12 protein-coding genes are annotated in these 18,559 nt (G+C 68.2%); 11 read left to right on the plus strand and 1 reads right to left on the minus strand.

Annotation, left to right across the window (positions count from 1 at the left end):
• The first annotated feature begins 43 nt into the window (after nt 1–43).
• From JW805_06415 to JW805_06450, 8 genes are all read left to right on the plus strand, one after another.
• Nucleotides 44–2,386 (plus strand): PAS-domain containing protein, encoded by a 2,343-nt coding sequence (locus JW805_06415; protein MBN2971648.1) that lies wholly within the window; start codon nt 44–46, stop codon nt 2,384–2,386.
• Nucleotides 2,387–2,532: 146 nt separating this feature from the next.
• Complete coding sequence (gene tsaE / locus JW805_06420) at nt 2,533–2,976, plus strand: tRNA (adenosine(37)-N6)-threonylcarbamoyltransferase complex ATPase subunit type 1 TsaE (protein ID MBN2971649.1); 444 nt, start codon at nt 2,533–2,535, stop codon at nt 2,974–2,976.
• Nucleotides 2,961–3,938, plus strand: coding sequence for a phosphotransferase (locus JW805_06425; protein MBN2971650.1), 978 nt, complete (start codon nt 2,961–2,963; stop codon nt 3,936–3,938). Before tsaE ends, JW805_06425 begins: the two co-directional genes overlap by 16 nt.
• Complete coding sequence (locus JW805_06430; GenBank protein ID MBN2971651.1) at nt 3,935–4,690, plus strand: nucleotidyltransferase family protein; 756 nt, start codon at nt 3,935–3,937, stop codon at nt 4,688–4,690. The genes JW805_06425 and JW805_06430 overlap by 4 nt, the downstream gene beginning before the upstream one ends.
• Nucleotides 4,683–7,607, plus strand: a complete 2,925-nt coding sequence (locus JW805_06435; protein ID MBN2971652.1) for a PD-(D/E)XK nuclease family protein — start codon at nt 4,683–4,685, stop codon at nt 7,605–7,607. The genes JW805_06430 and JW805_06435 overlap by 8 nt, the downstream gene beginning before the upstream one ends.
• A 123-nt stretch (nt 7,608–7,730) precedes the next feature.
• On the plus strand, nt 7,731–11,135 hold the full coding sequence (addA, locus tag JW805_06440) for a double-strand break repair helicase AddA (GenBank protein ID MBN2971653.1): 3,405 nt from the start codon (nt 7,731–7,733) through the stop codon (nt 11,133–11,135).
• Between the two features lie 66 nt (nt 11,136–11,201).
• Nucleotides 11,202–11,525 (plus strand): thioredoxin, encoded by a 324-nt coding sequence (trxA, locus tag JW805_06445; GenBank protein MBN2971654.1) that lies wholly within the window; start codon nt 11,202–11,204, stop codon nt 11,523–11,525.
• Nucleotides 11,526–11,586: 61 nt separating this feature from the next.
• Entirely contained in the window at nt 11,587–13,173 is a 1,587-nt protein-coding gene (locus JW805_06450) for a hypothetical protein (GenBank protein MBN2971655.1), read from the plus strand.
• Nucleotides 13,174–13,178: 5 nt separating this feature from the next.
• On the opposite strand, the gene argJ is transcribed toward JW805_06450, so the two are convergent.
• Nucleotides 13,179–14,408: a bifunctional glutamate N-acetyltransferase/amino-acid acetyltransferase ArgJ gene (argJ, locus tag JW805_06455; GenBank protein MBN2971656.1), complete on the minus strand. Its 1,230-nt coding sequence runs from the start codon at nt 14,406–14,408 to the stop codon at nt 13,179–13,181.
• A gap of 154 nt (nt 14,409–14,562) precedes the next feature.
• Here argJ and JW805_06460 point away from each other — a divergent pair, with 154 nt between their 5' ends.
• The 3 genes from JW805_06460 (at nt 14,563) to secA (ending at nt 18,547) form a co-directional block, all read left to right on the plus strand.
• On the plus strand, nt 14,563–15,345 hold the full coding sequence (locus JW805_06460) for an energy transducer TonB (protein MBN2971657.1): 783 nt from the start codon (nt 14,563–14,565) through the stop codon (nt 15,343–15,345).
• Between the two features lie 88 nt (nt 15,346–15,433).
• Entirely contained in the window at nt 15,434–15,685 is a 252-nt protein-coding gene (locus JW805_06465) for a hypothetical protein (GenBank protein MBN2971658.1), read from the plus strand.
• Between the two features lie 105 nt (nt 15,686–15,790).
• Entirely contained in the window at nt 15,791–18,547 is a 2,757-nt protein-coding gene (gene secA, locus JW805_06470; GenBank protein MBN2971659.1) for a preprotein translocase subunit SecA, read from the plus strand.
• Nucleotides 18,548–18,559: the final 12 nt, after the last annotated feature.

Here is an 18,559-nt window from a genome sequence, read left to right on the forward strand (position 1 = left end):
CGCGCCATTGGCGGGGCGGTCTTTCGTGCTTAAGAGCCGTGCGATGATCGCGATGACGACCACCACGGCGGTATTGGCGGGGGCTGTCCTCGCGCTGTTGATCGCCGGCGCGGCGTGGGCGCTCTACACCGGCCTGTCGGCGCGGGTCGAAGCGCGGTTGCTGACCGACGAGAGCAGCCGCAGCAACGCGCTGCTCGGTACCGGCCCCGCGCAGGCGGCGATCGTGCGCGGCGACGGGCGTGTCGAGCTGCCGCAACGCGTGGCCGACTGGCTGGGGCTGACGAGCGCGCCGCGCTATCTGACCGATCTCGGCTCGACGAGCGAAGGCCTGCCCCAGGATGATCTGGATGCGCTATCGGCCGCCGTGCTGGCGGCGCAGCGGGCCGGCAAGCCGTTCCGCATGAGCGTCGTCGCGCGGGGCGCGTCGCGGCGGTTGTCGGTCGTCGGCGTGCGCGCGCCCGAGGCAGCATTGGCGCCGGGCGGCGTCGTCCTGTGGTTCTCCGACCAGACCGAGAGCGAGGAGGAGATCGGTCGTCTCGCTGCCGAGGCGCAGGACCTGCACGAGGCGTTCGAGGCGCTGGCGGGCCTGATCGAGGCCGCGCCGATGCCCATGTGGTATCGCGACCGCGACCTGGCGCTGGCGATGGTCAATTCCGCCTATGTCGAGGCGGTCGAGGCCCCCGACGCGCGGACTGCGATCGATCGCGGACTGGAACTGGTCGAAGGGTCGGGCATGGGCGGCCCGCTCGCCAACGCGGCCATCGCGCGCGACACCGGCAGGCCGCAGATGGCCGCGGTGCCGGCGACGATCGGCGGGGCGCGCCGGATGCTGCGCGTCCATGACGTGCCGCTGGCAACCGGCGGCGTCGCGGGCTTCGCGGTCGACGTCGACGAGCTCGAACAGGCGCGCGGCGGCATGAAGCGTTTCGGCGAGGCGCAGCGGGCGATGCTCGACCGTCTGTCCGCAGGCGTCGCGCAGTTCGCGCCCGATCGCAGCCTCATCTTCTGCAACCAGCCGTTTCGTCGGATTTTCGGCCTGCGCGAGGAGTGGCTGCGCGATCGCCCGGAGTTCGACCGCGTGCTCGAGCGCATGCGCGAGGCGAAGCGCCTGCCCGAGGTCCGCGACTTTCCGGCGTGGAAGACCGAGCGCCGCGGCTGGTTCCTGTCGCCCGAGGCGGGGCAGGAGGAAAATTGGCACCTGCCGAGCGGGACCCACCTGCGCGTCGTGCCGCAACCGTTGCCCGATGGCGGGCTGGTCGTGGTGTTCGAGGATCGCACCGAGCAGGTCCAGCTGGCGAGTGCGCGCGACACGCTGCTGCGCGTGCGGACCGCGACATTCGACAACCTCTACGAAGCGCTGGGCGTGTTCGCCGCGGACGGGCGGTTGCAGATCTGGAATCAGAAGTTTCGATCGCTCTGGGGGTTCGAGGAGGAATTGCTCGCCAGCCATCCGCGGGTCGATGCGCTGGCCAAGGCAGCCGCGCCCAAGTTGGAGAATCCGCGCAGTGCCGAGGTCATCGGCGACCTCGTCCGGTCGGCGACGGTCGATCGATTGAATCGCGCCGGGCGCTTCGCCTTTGCCGATGGACGACAATTCGAATTTGCCGCTGTGCCGCTGCCCGATGGCAATGCGCTGTTCACGATGCTCGACGTCACCGCCAGCCGCCGGGTCGAGCGGGCCTTGACCGACCGTAACGAGGCGCTGGAGGCGGCGGACCGGGTGAAGACGCAGTTCGTCGCCAACATGAGCTATGAGCTTCGCACGCCGCTCACCTCGATCAAGGGCTTCGCCGAGATGCTGCACGGCGGCTATGCGGGTGCGATGACCGAGGCGGGGACCGGTTACGCCGAGGCCATCCTGCAATCGGTCGATCGCCTGTCCGCGCTGGTCGACGATGTGCTCGACCTGACGCAGGAGGATGCGGCCGGCAAGCGGGGGCAGGTCGACCTGGAACTGCTGGCGCGCGAGGCGGTCGAGAGCATCGCCGCCGAGGCGCAGGCCAAGCGGATCGCGCTGGCGGTCGACGTGCTCGGGTCGGCGGGCCGCGTGACGGGCGATCCGGTGCGGCTGCGCCAGTCGGTCGAGCATCTGTTGCGCCATGCGATCGCGGGAACGCGGGTCGAGGGGCGGGTGCTGCTGCATATCGATGGGACGGACGGCAGGGCGCGGATCGTCGTGTCGGACGATGGCCCCGGCATGAGCAAGGAGCAGGCAGCGAAGGCGTTCGACCGGTTCGCCCATCATGGCATCGCGCGGGACGGGGAGCGGGCGCTGGGGCTGGGGCTGCCGCTCGCCAAGCGGTTCGTCGAGGCGCACGGGGGCACGATCGCGCTGGTCAGCGAGCCCGGGCAGGGTACGCTGGTGACAATCGAGTTGCCGCGGTGACCGTGTCTTCACATCCTCCTCGGCACGGGGAGGGGGACCGCGCACAAAGTGCGTGGTGGAGGGGGGGCGCCGCGAGTGCACCGCCTGCCGCACGCCCCCTCCACCGGCTTCGCCGGTCCCCCTCCCCGTGCCGGGGAGGATTTTAGGTGCTGCTCCCCGACGCCGAGTCTACCGACACATTCGGCCGCCGCCTCGCGCCCTTGGTGCAGGTCGGCGACGTCATCACGCTGTCGGGCCCACTCGGCGCCGGCAAGACCAGCATTGCCCGCGGGCTGCTGTCCGCGCTTGGGCTGCCGGGCGAGGCGCCATCGCCGAGCTTCGCGATCGTCCAGCCCTATGACCCGCCCGAAGTGCGGCTGCCGGTGCTGCACGTCGATCTCTATCGCATCGACGATCCGGCCGACCTCGACGAACTGGGCCTCGACGACGCGCGCTGGACGTCGCTGCTGCTGGTCGAATGGGCCGAGCATGCCGGGCCGGACGCCTGGCCGGACGCCCTGCATTTGACGCTGTCGGTCGCGGACGACGGCGGGCGTGTCTTGACAGCCGCGGTGCCGCCGGGCTGGGAGGATCGATGGTCCCGGATATGAACCCGCCCGCGATGGCGGCCGAATTCTTGAAGTCTTTGGGGTGGGAGGATGCCGACGTCGTGCCGCTGGCCGGCGACGCGTCGTTCCGCCGCTATTTCCGTGCGGTCGGGCATGAACGCTCGGCCATTTTGATGGACGCGCCGCCGCCGCACGAGGACCCGCGCCCCTTCATCGCAATCGCCGAGTGGTTGGGCGGACACGGCTTCGGCGCGCCGCAGATCCTGGGCAGCGATCTGACCCACGGGCTGGTGCTGCTCGAGGACTTCGGCGACGCGCGCTTCCGCGAGACGGTCGACGCCGCGCCGGAAAGCGAGCTGCGGCTGTACGAGGAAGCGGTCGACGTCCTCATCCGCCTGCGCGACGTACCCGCCGCCGATATCCCGCCGTACGACGCCGGCCAGCTGCACCGCGAAGCCGCGCTGCTGACGGAGTGGTATTGCCCGGCGGTCGCCGCAGACGTCGATGTCGACGGCTATCGCGCGGCGTGGGACGCCGTGTTCGCGACGGCGATCGCCGACACGCCGGTGACCGTGCTGCGCGACTATCACGCCGAGAACCTGATGCTGATCGAGCGGGGGCTTGGCCTGCTCGATTTCCAGGACGCGCTGGCTGGTCATCCGGCTTACGACCTCGTCTCGCTGCTTCAGGATGCGCGGCGCGATGTGCATCCTGATCTGGAGGCAGCGATGCTGGACCGGTATCTGCGCATCACGGGTGCGGGCGAGGCGTTCTCGACCGCCTACCACGTCCTCGGGGCGCAGCGGAACGCGAAGATCGTCGGCATCTTCACCCGTCTGTGGCAGCGCGACGGCAAGCCGCGCTATCCGGGACTGTGCCCGCGGGTGTGGGAATATCTGAACCGCGATCTGGAGCATCCCGCGCTCGCCCCGGTGAAGGCGTGGTTCGATGCCAATCTGCCGCTCGAGCTGCGCGGCGACCCGATGGTGATCGCTCAGCGATGACCCGTACGCTCGCGATCCGCCCCGATCCCGGCGCGCAGGTGCCGCAGACCGCGATGGTGATGGCCGCGGGCCTCGGCAAGCGGATGCGTCCATTGACCGCGACGCGTCCCAAACCCCTGGTCGAGGTCGCCGGCAAGCCGCTGATCGACCATGTCTTCGACCGGCTGCGGTCGGCCGGCGTGCCGCGCGCGGTCGTCAACGTCCATTACATGGCTGACGCGCTGGAGGCGCATCTGCGCGCGCGGGTGAAGGATATCGACGTCGTCGTGTCCGACGAGCGCAAGCAGCTGATGGAGACGGGCGGCGGCCTGATCCAGGCGCGCGACATGCTGGGGGATGCGCCGTTCCTGTGCATCAACAGCGACAACCTGTGGATCGACGGCCCGACCGATGCGATCCGCGCACTCGCAGCGGCGTGGGACGATGCGCGGATGGACGCGCTGCTGTTGATGGTGCCGCTGGCGCGCGCGCACAGCCATCGCGGCAAGGGCGACTTCCACCTCGACCCGTTCGGGCGGATCATCGGCCGTCGCGAGGCGGGCAAGCTGGCGCCGTTCGTCTACACCGGCGTTCAGATCCTCCACCCGCGCGTCCTGGTCGATGCGCCGGAGGGGCCGTTCTCGACGATGCTGTTCTGGGAGCGCGCGATCGAGGCCGGTCGGGCGTGGGGGCTGGTCCATCAGGGGCTATGGTTCGACGTCGGCTCGCCGCCCGCGATCCCTGCGGCGGAGGCGATCCTTGCCGATGGCTGATCGGCGTCGGCCGGGGCTCTACACCATCCCCCGGCACCGGGCGTTCGCCGACGCGCTCGCCGCCGGGCTGATCGCGCGCTATTCGGACGCCGGTATGGGGCTGGCGCGCGGCGTCGTCATAGTGCCGACCAACCGCGCGCGCCGGGCGATCAACGACGCGTTCGTGCGGGCGAGCGGCGGGGCGTTGCTGCTGCCGCGGATCGTCGCGGTCGGAGACGTCGATCTGGAAGAAGCGGTCGGCGCGCTGTTCGACCTGGATGCCGCGGAGCCCGTGCCGGCTGCAGTCGAGCCGTTGCAGCGCCGGCTGATCCTGGCGCGATTGGTGCAGGAAGCCGATCCCGCGCTCGACGCCGCGGAGGCGGTACGGCTCGCGGGCGATCTCGGGCGGACGCTCGACCAGCTGCTGATCGAAGAAGTGTCGCCGGCCGGCCTGCGCGACATTGCGCTGGCCGAGGGGCTGTCCGAACATTGGGCACGGGCGCTGTCGAGCTTCACGCTGGTGCTCGACCGCTGGCCGGCGGAACTGGCAGGGCATGGCCGCATCGAGCTGGCGGAGCGTCGTAGCCGGCTGCTCGATCGAACCGCTGCGGCCTGGCGCGCTCGCCCGCCCGAGGGCTTCGTCTGCGCGGCGGGTGTGACTTCGGTCGCCCCGGCCGTCGCTCGATTGCTGCGGACCATCAGCGAACTGCCCAATGGATCGGTCGTGCTGCCGGGTGTCGACCTGGCGATGGGCGACGAGGAATGGGACGCGCTCGGCCCGTTCGAGCGCGACGAGGTAACAGGTCGCCAGCCGCGCGGCGAGGAAACGCACCCTCAATATCACCTGAAGATCTTGCTGCGCCGCATGGGTGTCGCGCGCGGCGAAGTGCGGACGTGGCGTGCGGGGTCGGAGGTCGATGCGCCGCCGGCACGCGGGCGGATGATCGCGACGGCGCTGTCGCCGGCCGAGTTCACGCACGAATGGTCGGCGCTGAAGCCCGGCCAGCGCAACCTGAGCGGTGTCCGCGCTCTGGAAGCCGCCACGCCCGCCGAGGAAGCGCAGGCGATCGCGCTGGCGCTGCGCGAGGTTTTGGAGACGCCCGGGCGGACCGGCGCGCTGGTGACGCCCGATCGAGCGCTGGCCGGGCGCGTCGTCGCCCACCTGGCGCGCTGGGGTGTGGCGATCGACGACTCCGCCGGGCGGCCGCTGTCGCAGACGCCGCCGGGCGCGCTGCTGCTGGCGCTGGCCGAGGCTGCGACCGGCGATTTCGCGCCGCTGCCGTTGTTGGCGCTGCTAAAACATCCGCTGATCGCGGCAGGTGACGAGCGGCCGGTGTGGCTGGAAGGCGTGCGGGCGCTCGACATGGCGCTTCGCGGCCCTCGGCCGCCAGCGGGGTTGGACGGGCTGACGCAGCATTTCGCCGAAGCCGGCGGCATCGCCGCCGAACGCTGGCCGACGATCTGCGGGCGATTGGCGCCGGTCGGGCGGGTGCTGGCGGATAGCCCGACACTTGGCGATGCGCTGGCGTGTCTGCGGGAGGCAGCGACGCGACTGTGCGGCGACACGCTCTGGTCGCGCGTCGACGGGCGCGCGGCGGCGGAATTGCTGGCGGAACTGGAAGAGCGCGCGCAATCCGGGCCGACGACCGTCACACCAGGCACGCTGCCCGCGCTGCTACGGACGCTGATGGACGAGGTTGCGATCCGGCCGGTGCGCGGCAGCCATCCGCGCCTCGCGATCTATGGCCTGGTCGAGGCGCAATTGCAGTCGGCCGATTTGATGGTGCTCGCTGGCCTCAACGAGGGCGTCTGGCCGGGCCTGCCGTCGCCCGACCCGTGGCTCGCGCCGCGCATCCGGGCGGAGCTCGGCCTGCCGGGGCTCGACTGGCGGATCGGTCTGGCGGCGCATGATCTGGCGGGCGGGCTCGGTGCGCCCGAAGTGTTGCTGACCCGCGCGCGGCGTGATGCACGCTCGCCGACGATCGCCTCGCGCTTCTGGCTGCGGCTGCAGGCGTTGGCGGGCGAGGGCTGGGCACGCGCCGACCATCTGCTCGACTGGGCGCGGGGGCTCGATCACCCGCACGCGCATCGCCCCGCTGATCGGCCGCAGCCGTCGCCGCCGCTCGACCGCCGGCCGACCCGCATCGCGGTGACCGACGTCGATCGGCTGAAGGCCGACCCCTATGCCTTCTACGCCAAGCAGATCCTGAAGCTGCGTCCGCTTGATGCGGTCGATGCCGATCCCAGCGCCGCGTGGCGCGGGACCGAAGTGCACGCGATCCTTCGCCAGGCGTGGGAGGAAGACGGCCTGGACGCCGTGCGCCTGCGGGCGCGGGCGCAAGGGTGGCTGGCCGACGCGCATCCGATGCTGCGGGCATTGTGGCAGCCGCGGCTGATGGAAGCGATCGACTGGATCGGCGCGCAGATGACGGCGATGCGGGACGAGGGCCGGGACGTATTGGCAGTGGAGAAGAAGGGCGAGATTCCGCTCGCGGGTGTCACGCTCTACGGCATCTTCGACCGGATCGACCGGTTGGCCGGCGGCGGGATCGGGATCATCGATTACAAGACGGGAAAACCGCCCTCGACCGCGGCGGTGCGTGCGGGGTTCAGCCTCCAGCTCGGACTACTCGGGCTGATAGCCGAGCGCGGTGGGTTCGAGGGTGTGCGGGGGGCGGCGCAGGCGTTCGAATATTGGTCGCTGGGCAAGGGCAAGGACGGCTTTGGCTATGTCGCGACGCCGGTCGACGCAGCAGGCAAGTACGGGCGGATCGTGACCGAAGAGTTCGTGCCGCTGGCCGAACGCAGCTTCGCCGAAGCGGCGGGAAAGTGGCTGACCGGCGTCGAGCCGTTCACCGCCAAGCTGGTGCCCGAATTCGCGCCTTATGCGGAATATGACCAGCTGATGCGGCGGGACGAGTGGTATGGGCGTGATTGAACTCTCTATCCCCGTCACCCCCGCGAAGGCGGGGGTAAATTCTGGCTGTGCTCGGTATGGAATCGATAGGGTAGCCAGAATTGATCCCCGCCTTCGCGGGGATGACGGCATTGGAGGCTGGGGATGAGCGCGCGTTCTGCCGCTTTCCTCCCCCCGCTGAAGGACCAGCAGGGTGCGGCGAGCGATCCGCTGCGCAGCGTCTGGCTGTCCGCCTCTGCCGGCACCGGCAAGACGCAAGTGCTCGCCGCGCGCGTCTATCGCCTGTTGCTGCGCGGCGTCGAGCCCGGCTGCATCCTCTGCCTGACGTTCACCAAGGCGGGGGCCGCGGAAATGGCCGGGCGCGTCAATGCGACGCTCGCGCGCTGGGTCCGTGCCGACGATGCCGCGCTGTCGGCTGATCTGCGCGCTCTCGGGGAGGACTTCGGCCCCGAACAGCGCCGCCGCGCGCGGACGCTGTTCGCCAAGGTGCTCGATGCGCCGGGCGGCGGCCTGCGCATCCAGACGATCCACAGCTTCTGCCAGAGTTTGCTCGCCGGCTTTCCCGTAGAGGCGGGGCTGGTCCCCGGCTTCCGCCCGCTCGATGCGCGCGAGGAGGCAGGGCTGGCGCGCGAGGCGCTGGCCGATCTGCTGGTCGAGGAGGAAGCCGCCGGTCGCCGCACGCTGGTCGATGCGATCGGCGCGCTCAGCCTGCGGCTAGGCGAGGGCGGGGCGGAGGCGTTCCTGCTTGCCTGTGCCCGCGCGCCGGACGCGATGGACGCGCTGCCGACAGGCATCGCGCCGTGGCTGCGCCGCGCGCTCGACCTGCCCAGCGAGGACATCGCCACGCATGTCGCCGAGCGGTGTTCAGACGGCCTCTTCGACTGTGCCGGGCTTCGCGCGCTGATCGACGCCAATCGCCAGTGGGGCACGGCGACGGGTAACGATCATGCCGGGATTGGCGAGACTTGGTTGGCGGCTTCCCCTGCCGACCGTGCGGCGCGATTGGGGGCGCTGTCGGGTATCTTCCTCACTGGCAAGGGCGAGCCGCGAAAGGCATCAGCCAAGTTGGTCGCCATCCTGCCGGACTATGCGGAGCGCGCCGCCGAGGTGGCGGCGGAATGCACCGAACTGCTCGGCCTGCTCGCACGGGCGGGCTATGCCGACCTGCTGGCCGGCGCGTTCGACGCGGGCCGGGCCTATGCCCGCAGCTATCGTGCGGCCAAGCGCCGGCTGGGCGCCGTCGATTTCGACGACCTGATCCGCGCGACGGTCGATCTGCTGGCCCAGCCCGGCATGGGCGACTGGGTACGTTACAAGCTCGACCAGGCGACCGACCATATTCTGATCGACGAGGCGCAGGACACCAACCCGAAGCAATGGGCGATCGTCCGCGCGATCGCCGATGAATTCTTTGCCGGCGAAGGCGCGCACGCCGGCATCACGCGCACCCTGTTCACGGTCGGCGATTACAAGCAGGCGATCTTCGGCTTTCAGGGTACGAGCCCGGTCTATTTCCAGGCAGCCCATCAGCATTTTACCCGGCAGAGCGCTGCTGAGGATGCGTATGGCGACGTGGCGCCGCGGCTCGGCACGCTGGCGCTGACGGCCAGTTTCCGATCGACCCGCCCGGTGCTCGAATTCGTCGACGCCGCGATCGATACACTGCCCCCGCCGGCGCTGGGGACGGCGACCGAGCGGCATGAAAGCGAAGTGCCCGGCCCCGGCACCGTGACACTGTGGCCGCTCGTTGCCGCGGGCGCGACTGAGGGGGACGAGGCTGGCGAGGAAGGCTGGATCGACGACGCGACCCGCGCACTCGCGGGCCGGATCGCGAAGGCGATCAAGGGGTGGATCGGGAACCTGCGGCTCGACAGCAAGGGACGGACGCTGCGCCCCGAGGACGTCATGGTCCTGGTCAAGCGTCGCGGCGAGCTCGCTTCACTGATCGTCGCCCGCCTCTACGCGGAGGGCGTGCCGGTAGCGGGCGTGGACCGGCTTCGGCTGAACGCACCGCTGGCGGTGCAGGATCTCCTCGCCGCGATACGCTTTGCCCTTCAGCCCGACGATGATCTGACACTGGCGTCTCTGCTCGTTTCGCCACTGATCGGCTGGAGCCAGGATGAGCTGATGGCCGCCGCGTTGCGCGAGGGGCGGCGGAGCCTGTGGCGGCATCTGCGCGATACGCAGGAAGAGGCGCGGCTGGCGCCGTTGCGCGCCCTGTTGGCGCGCGCCGACCTCACCACGCCCTATCGCTTCCTCGAAGACATATTGTCGGGCGCGATGGACGGACGTCGCAAGCTGCTCGAACGGTTGGGCGAGGAAGCCCGCGATCCGATCGAGGAACTGCTCGGTGCTGCGTTGAATTTCGAGGCGACCTCGACGCCCTCGCTGCAACGCTTTCTCGACTGGTTCGATCGCGGGGATGTGGAGATCGTGCGCGATCCATCGGCGCCGCTCGATGCCGTGCGGGTGATGACCGCGCATGGTGCCAAGGGGTTGCAGGCGCCGCTCGTAATCCTGGCCGATGCGACCGCCGACCCTGCCAACGCGCGGCGCGATATCGTCAAGTGGCCGGTCGATGGTGTCGAATTGCCCGTGTTCCGTCCGCGGGCGGCGGAGCGGGCCGGGTCGCCGCTCGACCCGGTCCTCGCTGCGGCGGACGCGCGCGAGCTGGAGGAGCATTGGCGGCTGTTCTACGTCGCGGCGACGCGGGCGGAGGAACGGCTGGTCGTGGCGGGTGCGCTGGGCAGCCGGCCCTTGTCGCCGAACAGCTGGTATGCGGCGTCCTCGGCAGCGCTCGACGAACTAGGCGTGCCAGCAGCGGAGGGAGAGGAGCGTGTCTTTACCGGCGCGACGCCGGCGGAGCCGGTCGCTCTCAAGGTCGAAGCGCGCGACAGTGTCGAACCGGTGACCCTCCCGGCCTGGGCACGGCAGCCGGCGCCCGAGGAGTCCCGCCCGCCACGCCCGCTCGCGCCGTCGTCGATAGGCGAGGACGAAGTCGCCGATCCCCCACCGACGGCAGCCATGCGCGCGGCAGCCGAGCGCGGTCGACTGCTTCACGCGCTGTTCGAGCGGCTGCCGGCACTCGACCCCGACCGGCGGCATACGGCGGCGCTGCGTTGGCTCGAGGTGTCGGGCGGTGTCGAGGACGAGCGGACGCGTGAGGAAATCGCGCGGGCGGCGTGCGCGATCCTGCGCGATCCGGCACACCGCGACATTTTCGGCCCTACGGCGCTTGCCGAAGCGCCGATCGCCGCGACCGTCGGCGGCGCCGTGATTGCCGGCACGGTCGATCGGCTGGTGGTGACGGCGGACCGGGTGCGCGTGATCGACTTCAAGACCGGGCGCCGTGTGCCTGCGTCGCTGGACGACATCCCCGCGTATCACCTCCGTCAGATGGCAGCCTATGCCGCGGCGTTGCGCGTCGTTTTTCCCGGCCGCACGATCGAAGCGGCACTGCTCTACACTGCCGAGCCGCGGCTGTTCGATCTGCCCGACGACGTTCTCGATGCGTACAAGCCCCGCTTGGCCGCCACGGAGCAAAGCTAGGCGTCGCGCGCTTGAGCCGGTGAGACGCTCACCCTAGATACCATGCAACTCAAGGAGACAGGCGCAATGGCCACCAAGCAGATCACCGACGCGAGCTTCCAGGACGACGTCATCAATTCCGACAAGCCGGTGCTCGTCGACTTCTGGGCGGAATGGTGCGGGCCCTGCAAGATGATCGGCCCGAGCCTCGAAGAGATCAGCGACGAACTGGGCGAGCAGGTGACGATCGCCAAGTTGAACATCGACGACAACCCCGATGCTCCCGGCCGCTACGGCGTGCGGGGCATTCCGACCATGATCCTGTTCAAGGGCGGCGCGCCCGCAGCGACCAAGGTCGGTGCCGAGCCGAAGGGCCGGATCAAGGCATGGCTGGAGGGCGAGCTCGCCTGACACCATCGTTAACGCGCTATTAGCGGATCGGGAATAGGAACGGTTTCCCGTGAGGGGAACCGTGGCCGATCGTTATCAGTCCTTGATCCATATCCTTGGCCTTGGGCGTGGCGCCTTTGCGCTGCCCAAGGCTCTGGTCGAAGCGCAGATGCGTGCAGCGCGATCGGGATACATTGCGACTTTCGCGTCGACGATCATTGCAGCCGCGACGGTCCTATGGGCCGCGCCGCGGACCTGGCAGGTGGATTGCGCTGCGGCGGCACTGTTGCTGATTGCGCTGTTTTCGCTCGTTCGCTGGCGCGGCGAACGGCGCGTGAACTGGATATTCGACGACCCGCGTGGCGCAATTCTCGTCTACGCCAAGCTCTCATTCGTAACGGCACTCGCCTGGGGTGCGCTGATGGCGGTCGTCATCAGCGTCTCTCCCCCGAGCGAACAAATCGTTGCGGCCTTCACGCTTGTCGGCGTGATGTCCGTGGGAGCGCTGACGGCGGCGCCCGTTCCTCTGGCCAGTCTGGCGTTTCTCGCGGGGTCCTTGACCGGCGGTCTGCTGACGATGGTCGTCGCTGACATCCCGCCGACCGTCATGATCGTCCTGGCGGTCTTCATCGTCCTGCTCGGTCGATCGATCCTCAAGCAGGGTAAGCTGTTCGTCGATAATTATCAGAAGGCGAGCGATTTGGATGAAGCGGCCGAGGCACAGGCGCGTGCCGAGGACTTCGCACGGGCCGAGCGCGACCGCGCACAGCTGGCAGAAGCGCATGCCGCTCAGCTGGCGCGCGAGCGGGCGATCCAGGACCGGCAGGCCGGCATGACCGCGCTGGCCGAGCGGTTCGAACGCAGCGTCGGTCAGGCGCTCGGCTCCCTTGGCCTCGTCGCGCAGGGCGCTCGCAGCGCGGTCGATACCCTCGTGGCGATCGGCGAACGCAAGACGAGCGAAGCCGGATTGATCGGTGTATCGACGCGTCGCACCGACGAGGCGGCGAACGCCATGCACATGACCGCAGAGGCACTGGCGGAGGCCCATCGGACGATCGTGAACCGGGTCACCGAACAGGCAATGCTGACGACGACCGCTGCGTCCAACTCGCGCGAGGGCGAACGCGTTATCGGCGAGCTTGTCGAGACGGCGCAGGAAATCGGGACGATCGTCGCGACGATTGCCAATATCGCCGGCCAAACGAACCTCCTCGCTTTGAATGCGACGATCGAGGCCGCTCGGGCGGGCGATGCCGGGCGCGGCTTTGCGGTGGTCGCGACCGAAGTGAAGACGCTTGCGACTCAAACCCAACGCGCAACCGCCGACATAGAGGGGCAGATCAGCGGAATGCAGACGCAGGTCGCGCGCGTTGCCCAAGTCATCGACGCGATCCTGTCGCAACTTGGGGACATTTCGTCGCTTGCCCGCGAGATCGCGACCGTCACCGCCGATCAGACGAGCGTCACGGGTACGATAGTCGATGAAGCGCGGCTGGTGGCGACGGTCGCCGCTGAGGTTCACGCCAGCGTCGAGCGGTCGATTACCGCATCGGCCGAGATGCAGACGATCACCGACAGTGTCGCGTCGTCCAGCACTGCAGTGGCTCGACAGGTCGAGGCCTTGGCGGAGGCCGCACAGTCGTTCGTCGCGGACCTGCGCGCCGCGTAAACCGGTCAGCTACGATAATCGGCGTTGATGCTGATGTAGCCGTGGGTCAGGTCGCACGTCCAAACCTTTGCCCGGCCTTCTCCCATGTTCAGGTCGACGCCGATTTCGATCTCACGACCCTTCAGGTGCTCGGCGACGGGTGTCTCGTCGTAACCGACGACGGCTAGCCCGCCCTCTGCAACCTGCGTCGTCCCGAACCGTATCGCCAGCTTGTCGCGCTCGGCGGGCTCGCCGGCCTTGCCGACCGCCATGACGACGCGGCCCCAGTTGGCGTCCTCACCGGCGATGGCGGTCTTTACCAGCGGCGAATTGGCGATGCTCATCGCTATGCGGTGAGCGGACCGGTCGCTCTCGGCGCCCTCGACGGTCACTTCGATCAGTTTCTGCGCGCCTTCGCCGTCGCGAACGACGAGGTGGGCCAGTTGCATGCACAGGTCCGCCAGCGCCGCCACGAATGCGTCCGCGCCGTCGCCGTCCGCGCTCTCGATCGGCGTGTTCCCGGCCTGGCCGGTCGCGAAGGCAAGCACCGTGTCGCTGGTCGAGGTATCGCTGTCGACCGTAATGCACGAAAATGTCTTCGCGTTCGCCGCCGACAGCGCGTGCTGCAGAAATTCGAGCGTGACCGCCGCATCGGTGAAGATGAAGCCGAGCATCGTCGCCATGTCCGGCGCGATCATGCCCGATCCCTTGATGATCCCGACCAGCTCGACGCGGCGCCCATCGACGATTGCGGACGTCGTCGCGACCTTGGCGAAGGTGTCGGTCGTCATGATGGTCTCGGCCGCGGCGACCCAGCTGCACGGCTCGGCGATATAGGCGGCATCCAGGCCGGCCTCGGCCTTGTCGATCGGCAGGGGGACGCCGATCACGCCGGTCGAGGCGATGAACACGTCGGACGGATCGCAGCCGAGGTGCGCAGCGGTGCGCGCGGCAATCGCCTCCACCGCTTCGCGCCCTCGATTTCCCGTGAAGGCGTTGGAGTTACCCGCGTTCACCACCAGCGCCCGCGCGCGGCCGAGCACCAGCGCGCGACGGCACCATTCGACCTCGGGGGAGGGGCATTTGCTCTGTGTCGTGACGCCGGCGACCGCGGTGCCGGGGGCCAGCTCGACATAGGTCAGGTCGCACCGATCCCATGCCTTGTACCGTGCGCGTGCCACACGACGGACGACACCGAGGATCTCGGGGAGGTCGGGCAACGTGGCAGGGGCGAGGGGGGAGCGGGTTTCGGACATGGGAGGCGCTTAGATCGCTCCGCGGATCGGGCCAAGTCGAAACCTTATCCGGCTTGGCGGCCGGGCCATTGACGGTTTAGTCTCGAAGGAAGATGGGATGGGGTGGACTATGAAGACGCTGGGCGTGTTGATGATGGCGTCGCTGCTGGGTGTGATGATCTCGCCACCCGCCGATGCGCAAAAAGCCGATGCTAAGAAAGCAGGCTTGAAAGGCAATCCCGGCGAATTCTTCGGGCCCGATTCCTATCCGCCCGAGGCGCGCCGGGCCGGGCAGGAGGGGCGGGTCGCGACGCTGCTGACAATCGATGCGGCTGGCGGCGTGCGTGCGTGCACCGTCACTCAAAGCAGCGGCAGCACAGTGCTTGATGAAGCAACCTGTACCATCGCCCGAGACAAGGTGCGGTTCACGCCTGCGACGGATCGGCGCGGCAAGCCAATCGCAAGCGAATATCCGCTGGCGGTGCGTTGGGCGCTCGGCGAAATCGACCTGACCGAAAAAACCAGGGCCGTCGAAGTCGAGGTATCGACCGACGGCAATGCGGTCGCTTGCCATCAGGCCGACGACGATTCGGATCGACGCTGTACGCCGGACATCGCCGGTATCGTGGCGATGTTGCCGAAGGACGCCCGTCCGCATATTCTCGATGTCCGCGAGACTACGCGCTTCGGCGAAGTGCCGGGCAAAGATCAGCTGCCGCCGCCAGGCGCTGACGTGCTGTTTCTTCGCGCGGCAAAGGTGTTCGTGAACGAATTCGGCAAGATCATCGAATGTGCGCCGATTGATCGCAAAGGGCTGGATATGGCCCCTGACTGCCCCAGCTATGCGAACAGTGTCGGCGTTCTGCGAAACGAGACCGGTGAGCCGCGCACGACCTGGGCGGTCATGGCGTTCTACATCACCAAGCGACCGGAAGCCGCCGCGTCTCCCGCGAAATGATCGCCGGTTGGCTCGCGCGGAACACGAAAGCGTTGGACGGGTTCCCATTCGATACCTATGTCGTCGCCAATCTGACGGAAAGCCGCGCTTGAACCTGTTCCTCCTCCTGACTGCCATGTTGTCGGCGCTGACCGGTGTCGGTCGCGCGGTCGACGCGCGTGCGCGGGCAGGCGTCGAGGCGAGCCAGGTCATCGCGGCAGTGCAGGCGGTGGCGCCTGCCGCTGTCCGTTCGGTCGCGCCGCGGCCCGACGGTTATGTCGCGCCGACGCCGCTGATCCTCGATCTCACCCGTGCGCTCGCTGCCCTGCGTCCGGTCGCACCGGAGCGTCGGCGCGAATAACGCGCCCGGCCGCCTGCCATTCGTCGGTGCAGGCTGCCTCCTACCATCCCCGTCCTTCCTGCGGCCCCAGCGTGCGGCCGCGCACCTATGTTCAAGGATACAGCCATGTTCGGCGGACTTGCCAAGTCGCTCTTCGGGTCGTCCAACGACCGCTACGTCAAATCGCTGAAGTCGATCACCGACAAGATCGCCGCGCTCGAGCCGCAGATGCAGGCGATGTCGGACGCGGAATTGTCGCAGCAGACCGTCCGCTTCCGCGAGCGTCTGGCGGCGGGCGAGAAGCTCGACGCGCTGATCCCCGAAGCCTTCGCGACCGTTCGCGAGGCATCGGTCCGGACGCTCGGCATGCGCCATTTCGACGTGCAGATGGTCGGCGGCATCGTGCTTCATCGCGGAGAGATCGCGGAGATGAAGACGGGCGAGGGCAAGACGCTGGTCGCCACGCTCGCCGTCTATCTCAATGCACTGCCGGGCGAGGGCGTCCATGTCGTCACGGTCAACGACTATCTCGCCCGCCGCGACGCCGAGCAGATGGGCAAGCTCTACGGCTTCCTGGGGCTGACGACGGGCGTGATCGTGCCGAACCTGGCCGATCACGAACGCCGCGCGGCCTATCACGCCGACATCACCTACGGCACGAATAACGAATTCGGCTTCGACTATCTGCGCGACAACATGAAGTACGACCGCGCGTCGATGGTCCAGCGTCCGTTCGCCTACGCCATCGTCGACGAGGTCGATTCGATCCTGATCGACGAAGCGCGCACGCCGCTGATCATTTCGGGGCCGACCGACGACAAGTCCGAGCTGTATATCCAGGTCGACGCCGTCGTGAAGCAGCTGGGCGAGGATGATTACGAGAAGGACGAGAAGCAGAAGTCCATCATCCTGACCGAGGACGGCACCGAGCGGGTCGAGCGCATGCTGGAGGCCGCCGGGCTGTTGCAGGGCGCGAACCTCTACGACTTCGAGAACACCCAGGTCGTCCACCACACGAACCAGGCGCTGCGCGCGAACAAGATGTTCAAGCGCGACACCGATTATATCGTGAAAGACGGCAAGGTCGTCATCATCGACGAATTCACCGGCCGCATGATGGACGGCCGCCGTTGGTCGGATGGTCTGCATCAGGCGGTCGAGGCCAAGGAAGGCGTCCAGATCGAGCCCGAGAACCAGACGCTCGCGTCGATCACCTTCCAGAACTATTTCCGTATGTATCCGAAGCTGTCGGGCATGACCGGCACTGCCGCGACCGAAGCGCCGGAATTCTACGACATCTACAAGATGAACGTCGTGTCGATCCCGACAAACGTGCCGGTCCAGCGCATCGACGAGGAAGACGAGTTCTACAAGGACACGCAGGACAAGTTCCGCGCGATCGCCAAGCGCATTCGCGAACATTCGGAGAAGGGCCAACCGGTGCTGGTCGGCACCGTGTCGATCGAGAAGTCCGAACTGCTGAGCGAATTCCTGAAGCAGGAAGGCGTGGCGCACGAGGTGCTGAACGCCCGCTTCCACGAAAGCGAAGCGCATATCGTCGCGCAGGCGGGCCGCCTGGGGGCGGTGACCGTGTCCACCAACATGGCCGGTCGCGGCACCGACATCAAACTGGGTGGCAATGCCGAATTCCGCATCGAAGACGAATTGCGCGACATGCCCGAGGGGCCGGAACGCGACGCCGCGATCGCGAAGATTGAGGCCGAGGTCGAAGCGGAGCGCCAGCAGGTGATCGCCGCCGGCGGCCTGTTCGTGCTGGGCACCGAACGCCACGAAAGCCGCCGCATCGACAACCAGCTGCGCGGCCGTTCGGGCCGTCAAGGCGACCCGGGCCTCAGCCGCTTCTACCTGAGCCTGGACGACGACCTGCTGCGCATCTTCGGGCCGGACACGCTGTTCGCCAAGATGATGCGGTCGAACATCGGCGACGGCGAGGCGATCGGCAGCAAGTGGCTGACCAAGGCGATCGAGACCGCGCAGAAAAAGGTCGAGGCGCGCAACTACGACATCCGCAAGCAGGTCGTCGAGTACGATGACGTGATGAACGACCAGCGCAAGGTCATCTACGAACAGCGCGCCGACATCATGGACGCCGACACGGTCGGCGACGTCGTGGTCGACATGCGCGTGGCGACGGTCAACGCGATCGTCGGCGGCGCCATCCCGCCCGACACTTATCCCGAACAGTGGAATCTCGAAGGTCTGAAGACGCAGGCCGCCGAGATGCTGAACGTCGACGTTCCGGTCGAGGAATGGGCGAAGGAAGAAGGCATCGAGCCAGAGACGATCGAGGAGCGTCTGCTGGCCGCGGCCGACGTGGTCGTCGAGGAGAAGGCGAAGGAACTCGATACCGAAACCTGGACGGGCATCGAGAAGTCGATCCTGCTCCAGAACCTGGACCATCACTGGAAGGAGCATCTCGCGATGCTCGACGCGCTGCGCCAGGTGGTGCACCTGCGCGCCTACGCCCAGAAGACGCCGATCAACGAATATAAGCAGGAAGCGTTCGCAATGTTCGAGCGCATGCTCGACAACATTCGCGAGGACGTGACGCGCACGCTCGCCTACGCCCAGTTCCGCATGGCGCCGCAGGAGGACTTCGGCGACTTCTCGCAGCTACCCGAGCTGCCCGACTTCATCACCAGCCACATCGACCCGTTCACCGGCGAGGACAATTCCGCCGACTGGGATGCGGGCACGCGCGGTCTGATCAATTCGACCCTGCCGCCGCTGTCGATTCCGCAGCCGACCGGTGCCGAAGTCGGCGAGGACCCGGAAAGCTGGAAGGGCGTGGTCAACCGCAACGCGCCGTGTCCGTGCGGATCGGGGCTGAAATACAAGCATTGCCACGGGGCTTTGGTCTGAAGCGACACTGCC

Origin of the sequence: Roseomonas aeriglobus (assembly GCA_016937575.1) — a bacterium.
GTDB lineage: Bacteria > Pseudomonadota > Alphaproteobacteria > Sphingomonadales > Sphingomonadaceae > Sphingomonas > Sphingomonas aerigloba.

What these genes read in the sequence shown, in the direction of transcription:
- JW805_06415 (MBN2971648.1), top strand. Translation starts at nt 44, where the DNA reads ATGATCGCGATGACGACCACCACGGCGGTATTGGCGGGGGCTGTCCTC.
- JW805_06425 (MBN2971650.1), top strand. Translation starts at nt 2,961, where the DNA reads ATGGTCCCGGATATGAACCCGCCCGCGATGGCGGCCGAATTCTTGAAG.
- JW805_06430 (MBN2971651.1), top strand. Translation starts at nt 3,935, where the DNA reads ATGACCCGTACGCTCGCGATCCGCCCCGATCCCGGCGCGCAGGTGCCG.
- JW805_06435 (MBN2971652.1), top strand. Translation starts at nt 4,683, where the DNA reads ATGGCTGATCGGCGTCGGCCGGGGCTCTACACCATCCCCCGGCACCGG.
- addA (MBN2971653.1), top strand. Translation starts at nt 7,731, where the DNA reads ATGAGCGCGCGTTCTGCCGCTTTCCTCCCCCCGCTGAAGGACCAGCAG.
- trxA (MBN2971654.1), top strand. Translation starts at nt 11,202, where the DNA reads ATGGCCACCAAGCAGATCACCGACGCGAGCTTCCAGGACGACGTCATC.
- argJ (MBN2971656.1), bottom strand. Translation starts at nt 14,408, where the DNA reads ATGTCCGAAACCCGCTCCCCCCTCGCCCCTGCCACGTTGCCCGACCTC.
- JW805_06460 (MBN2971657.1), top strand. Translation starts at nt 14,563, where the DNA reads ATGATCTCGCCACCCGCCGATGCGCAAAAAGCCGATGCTAAGAAAGCA.
- secA (MBN2971659.1), top strand. Translation starts at nt 15,791, where the DNA reads ATGTTCGGCGGACTTGCCAAGTCGCTCTTCGGGTCGTCCAACGACCGC.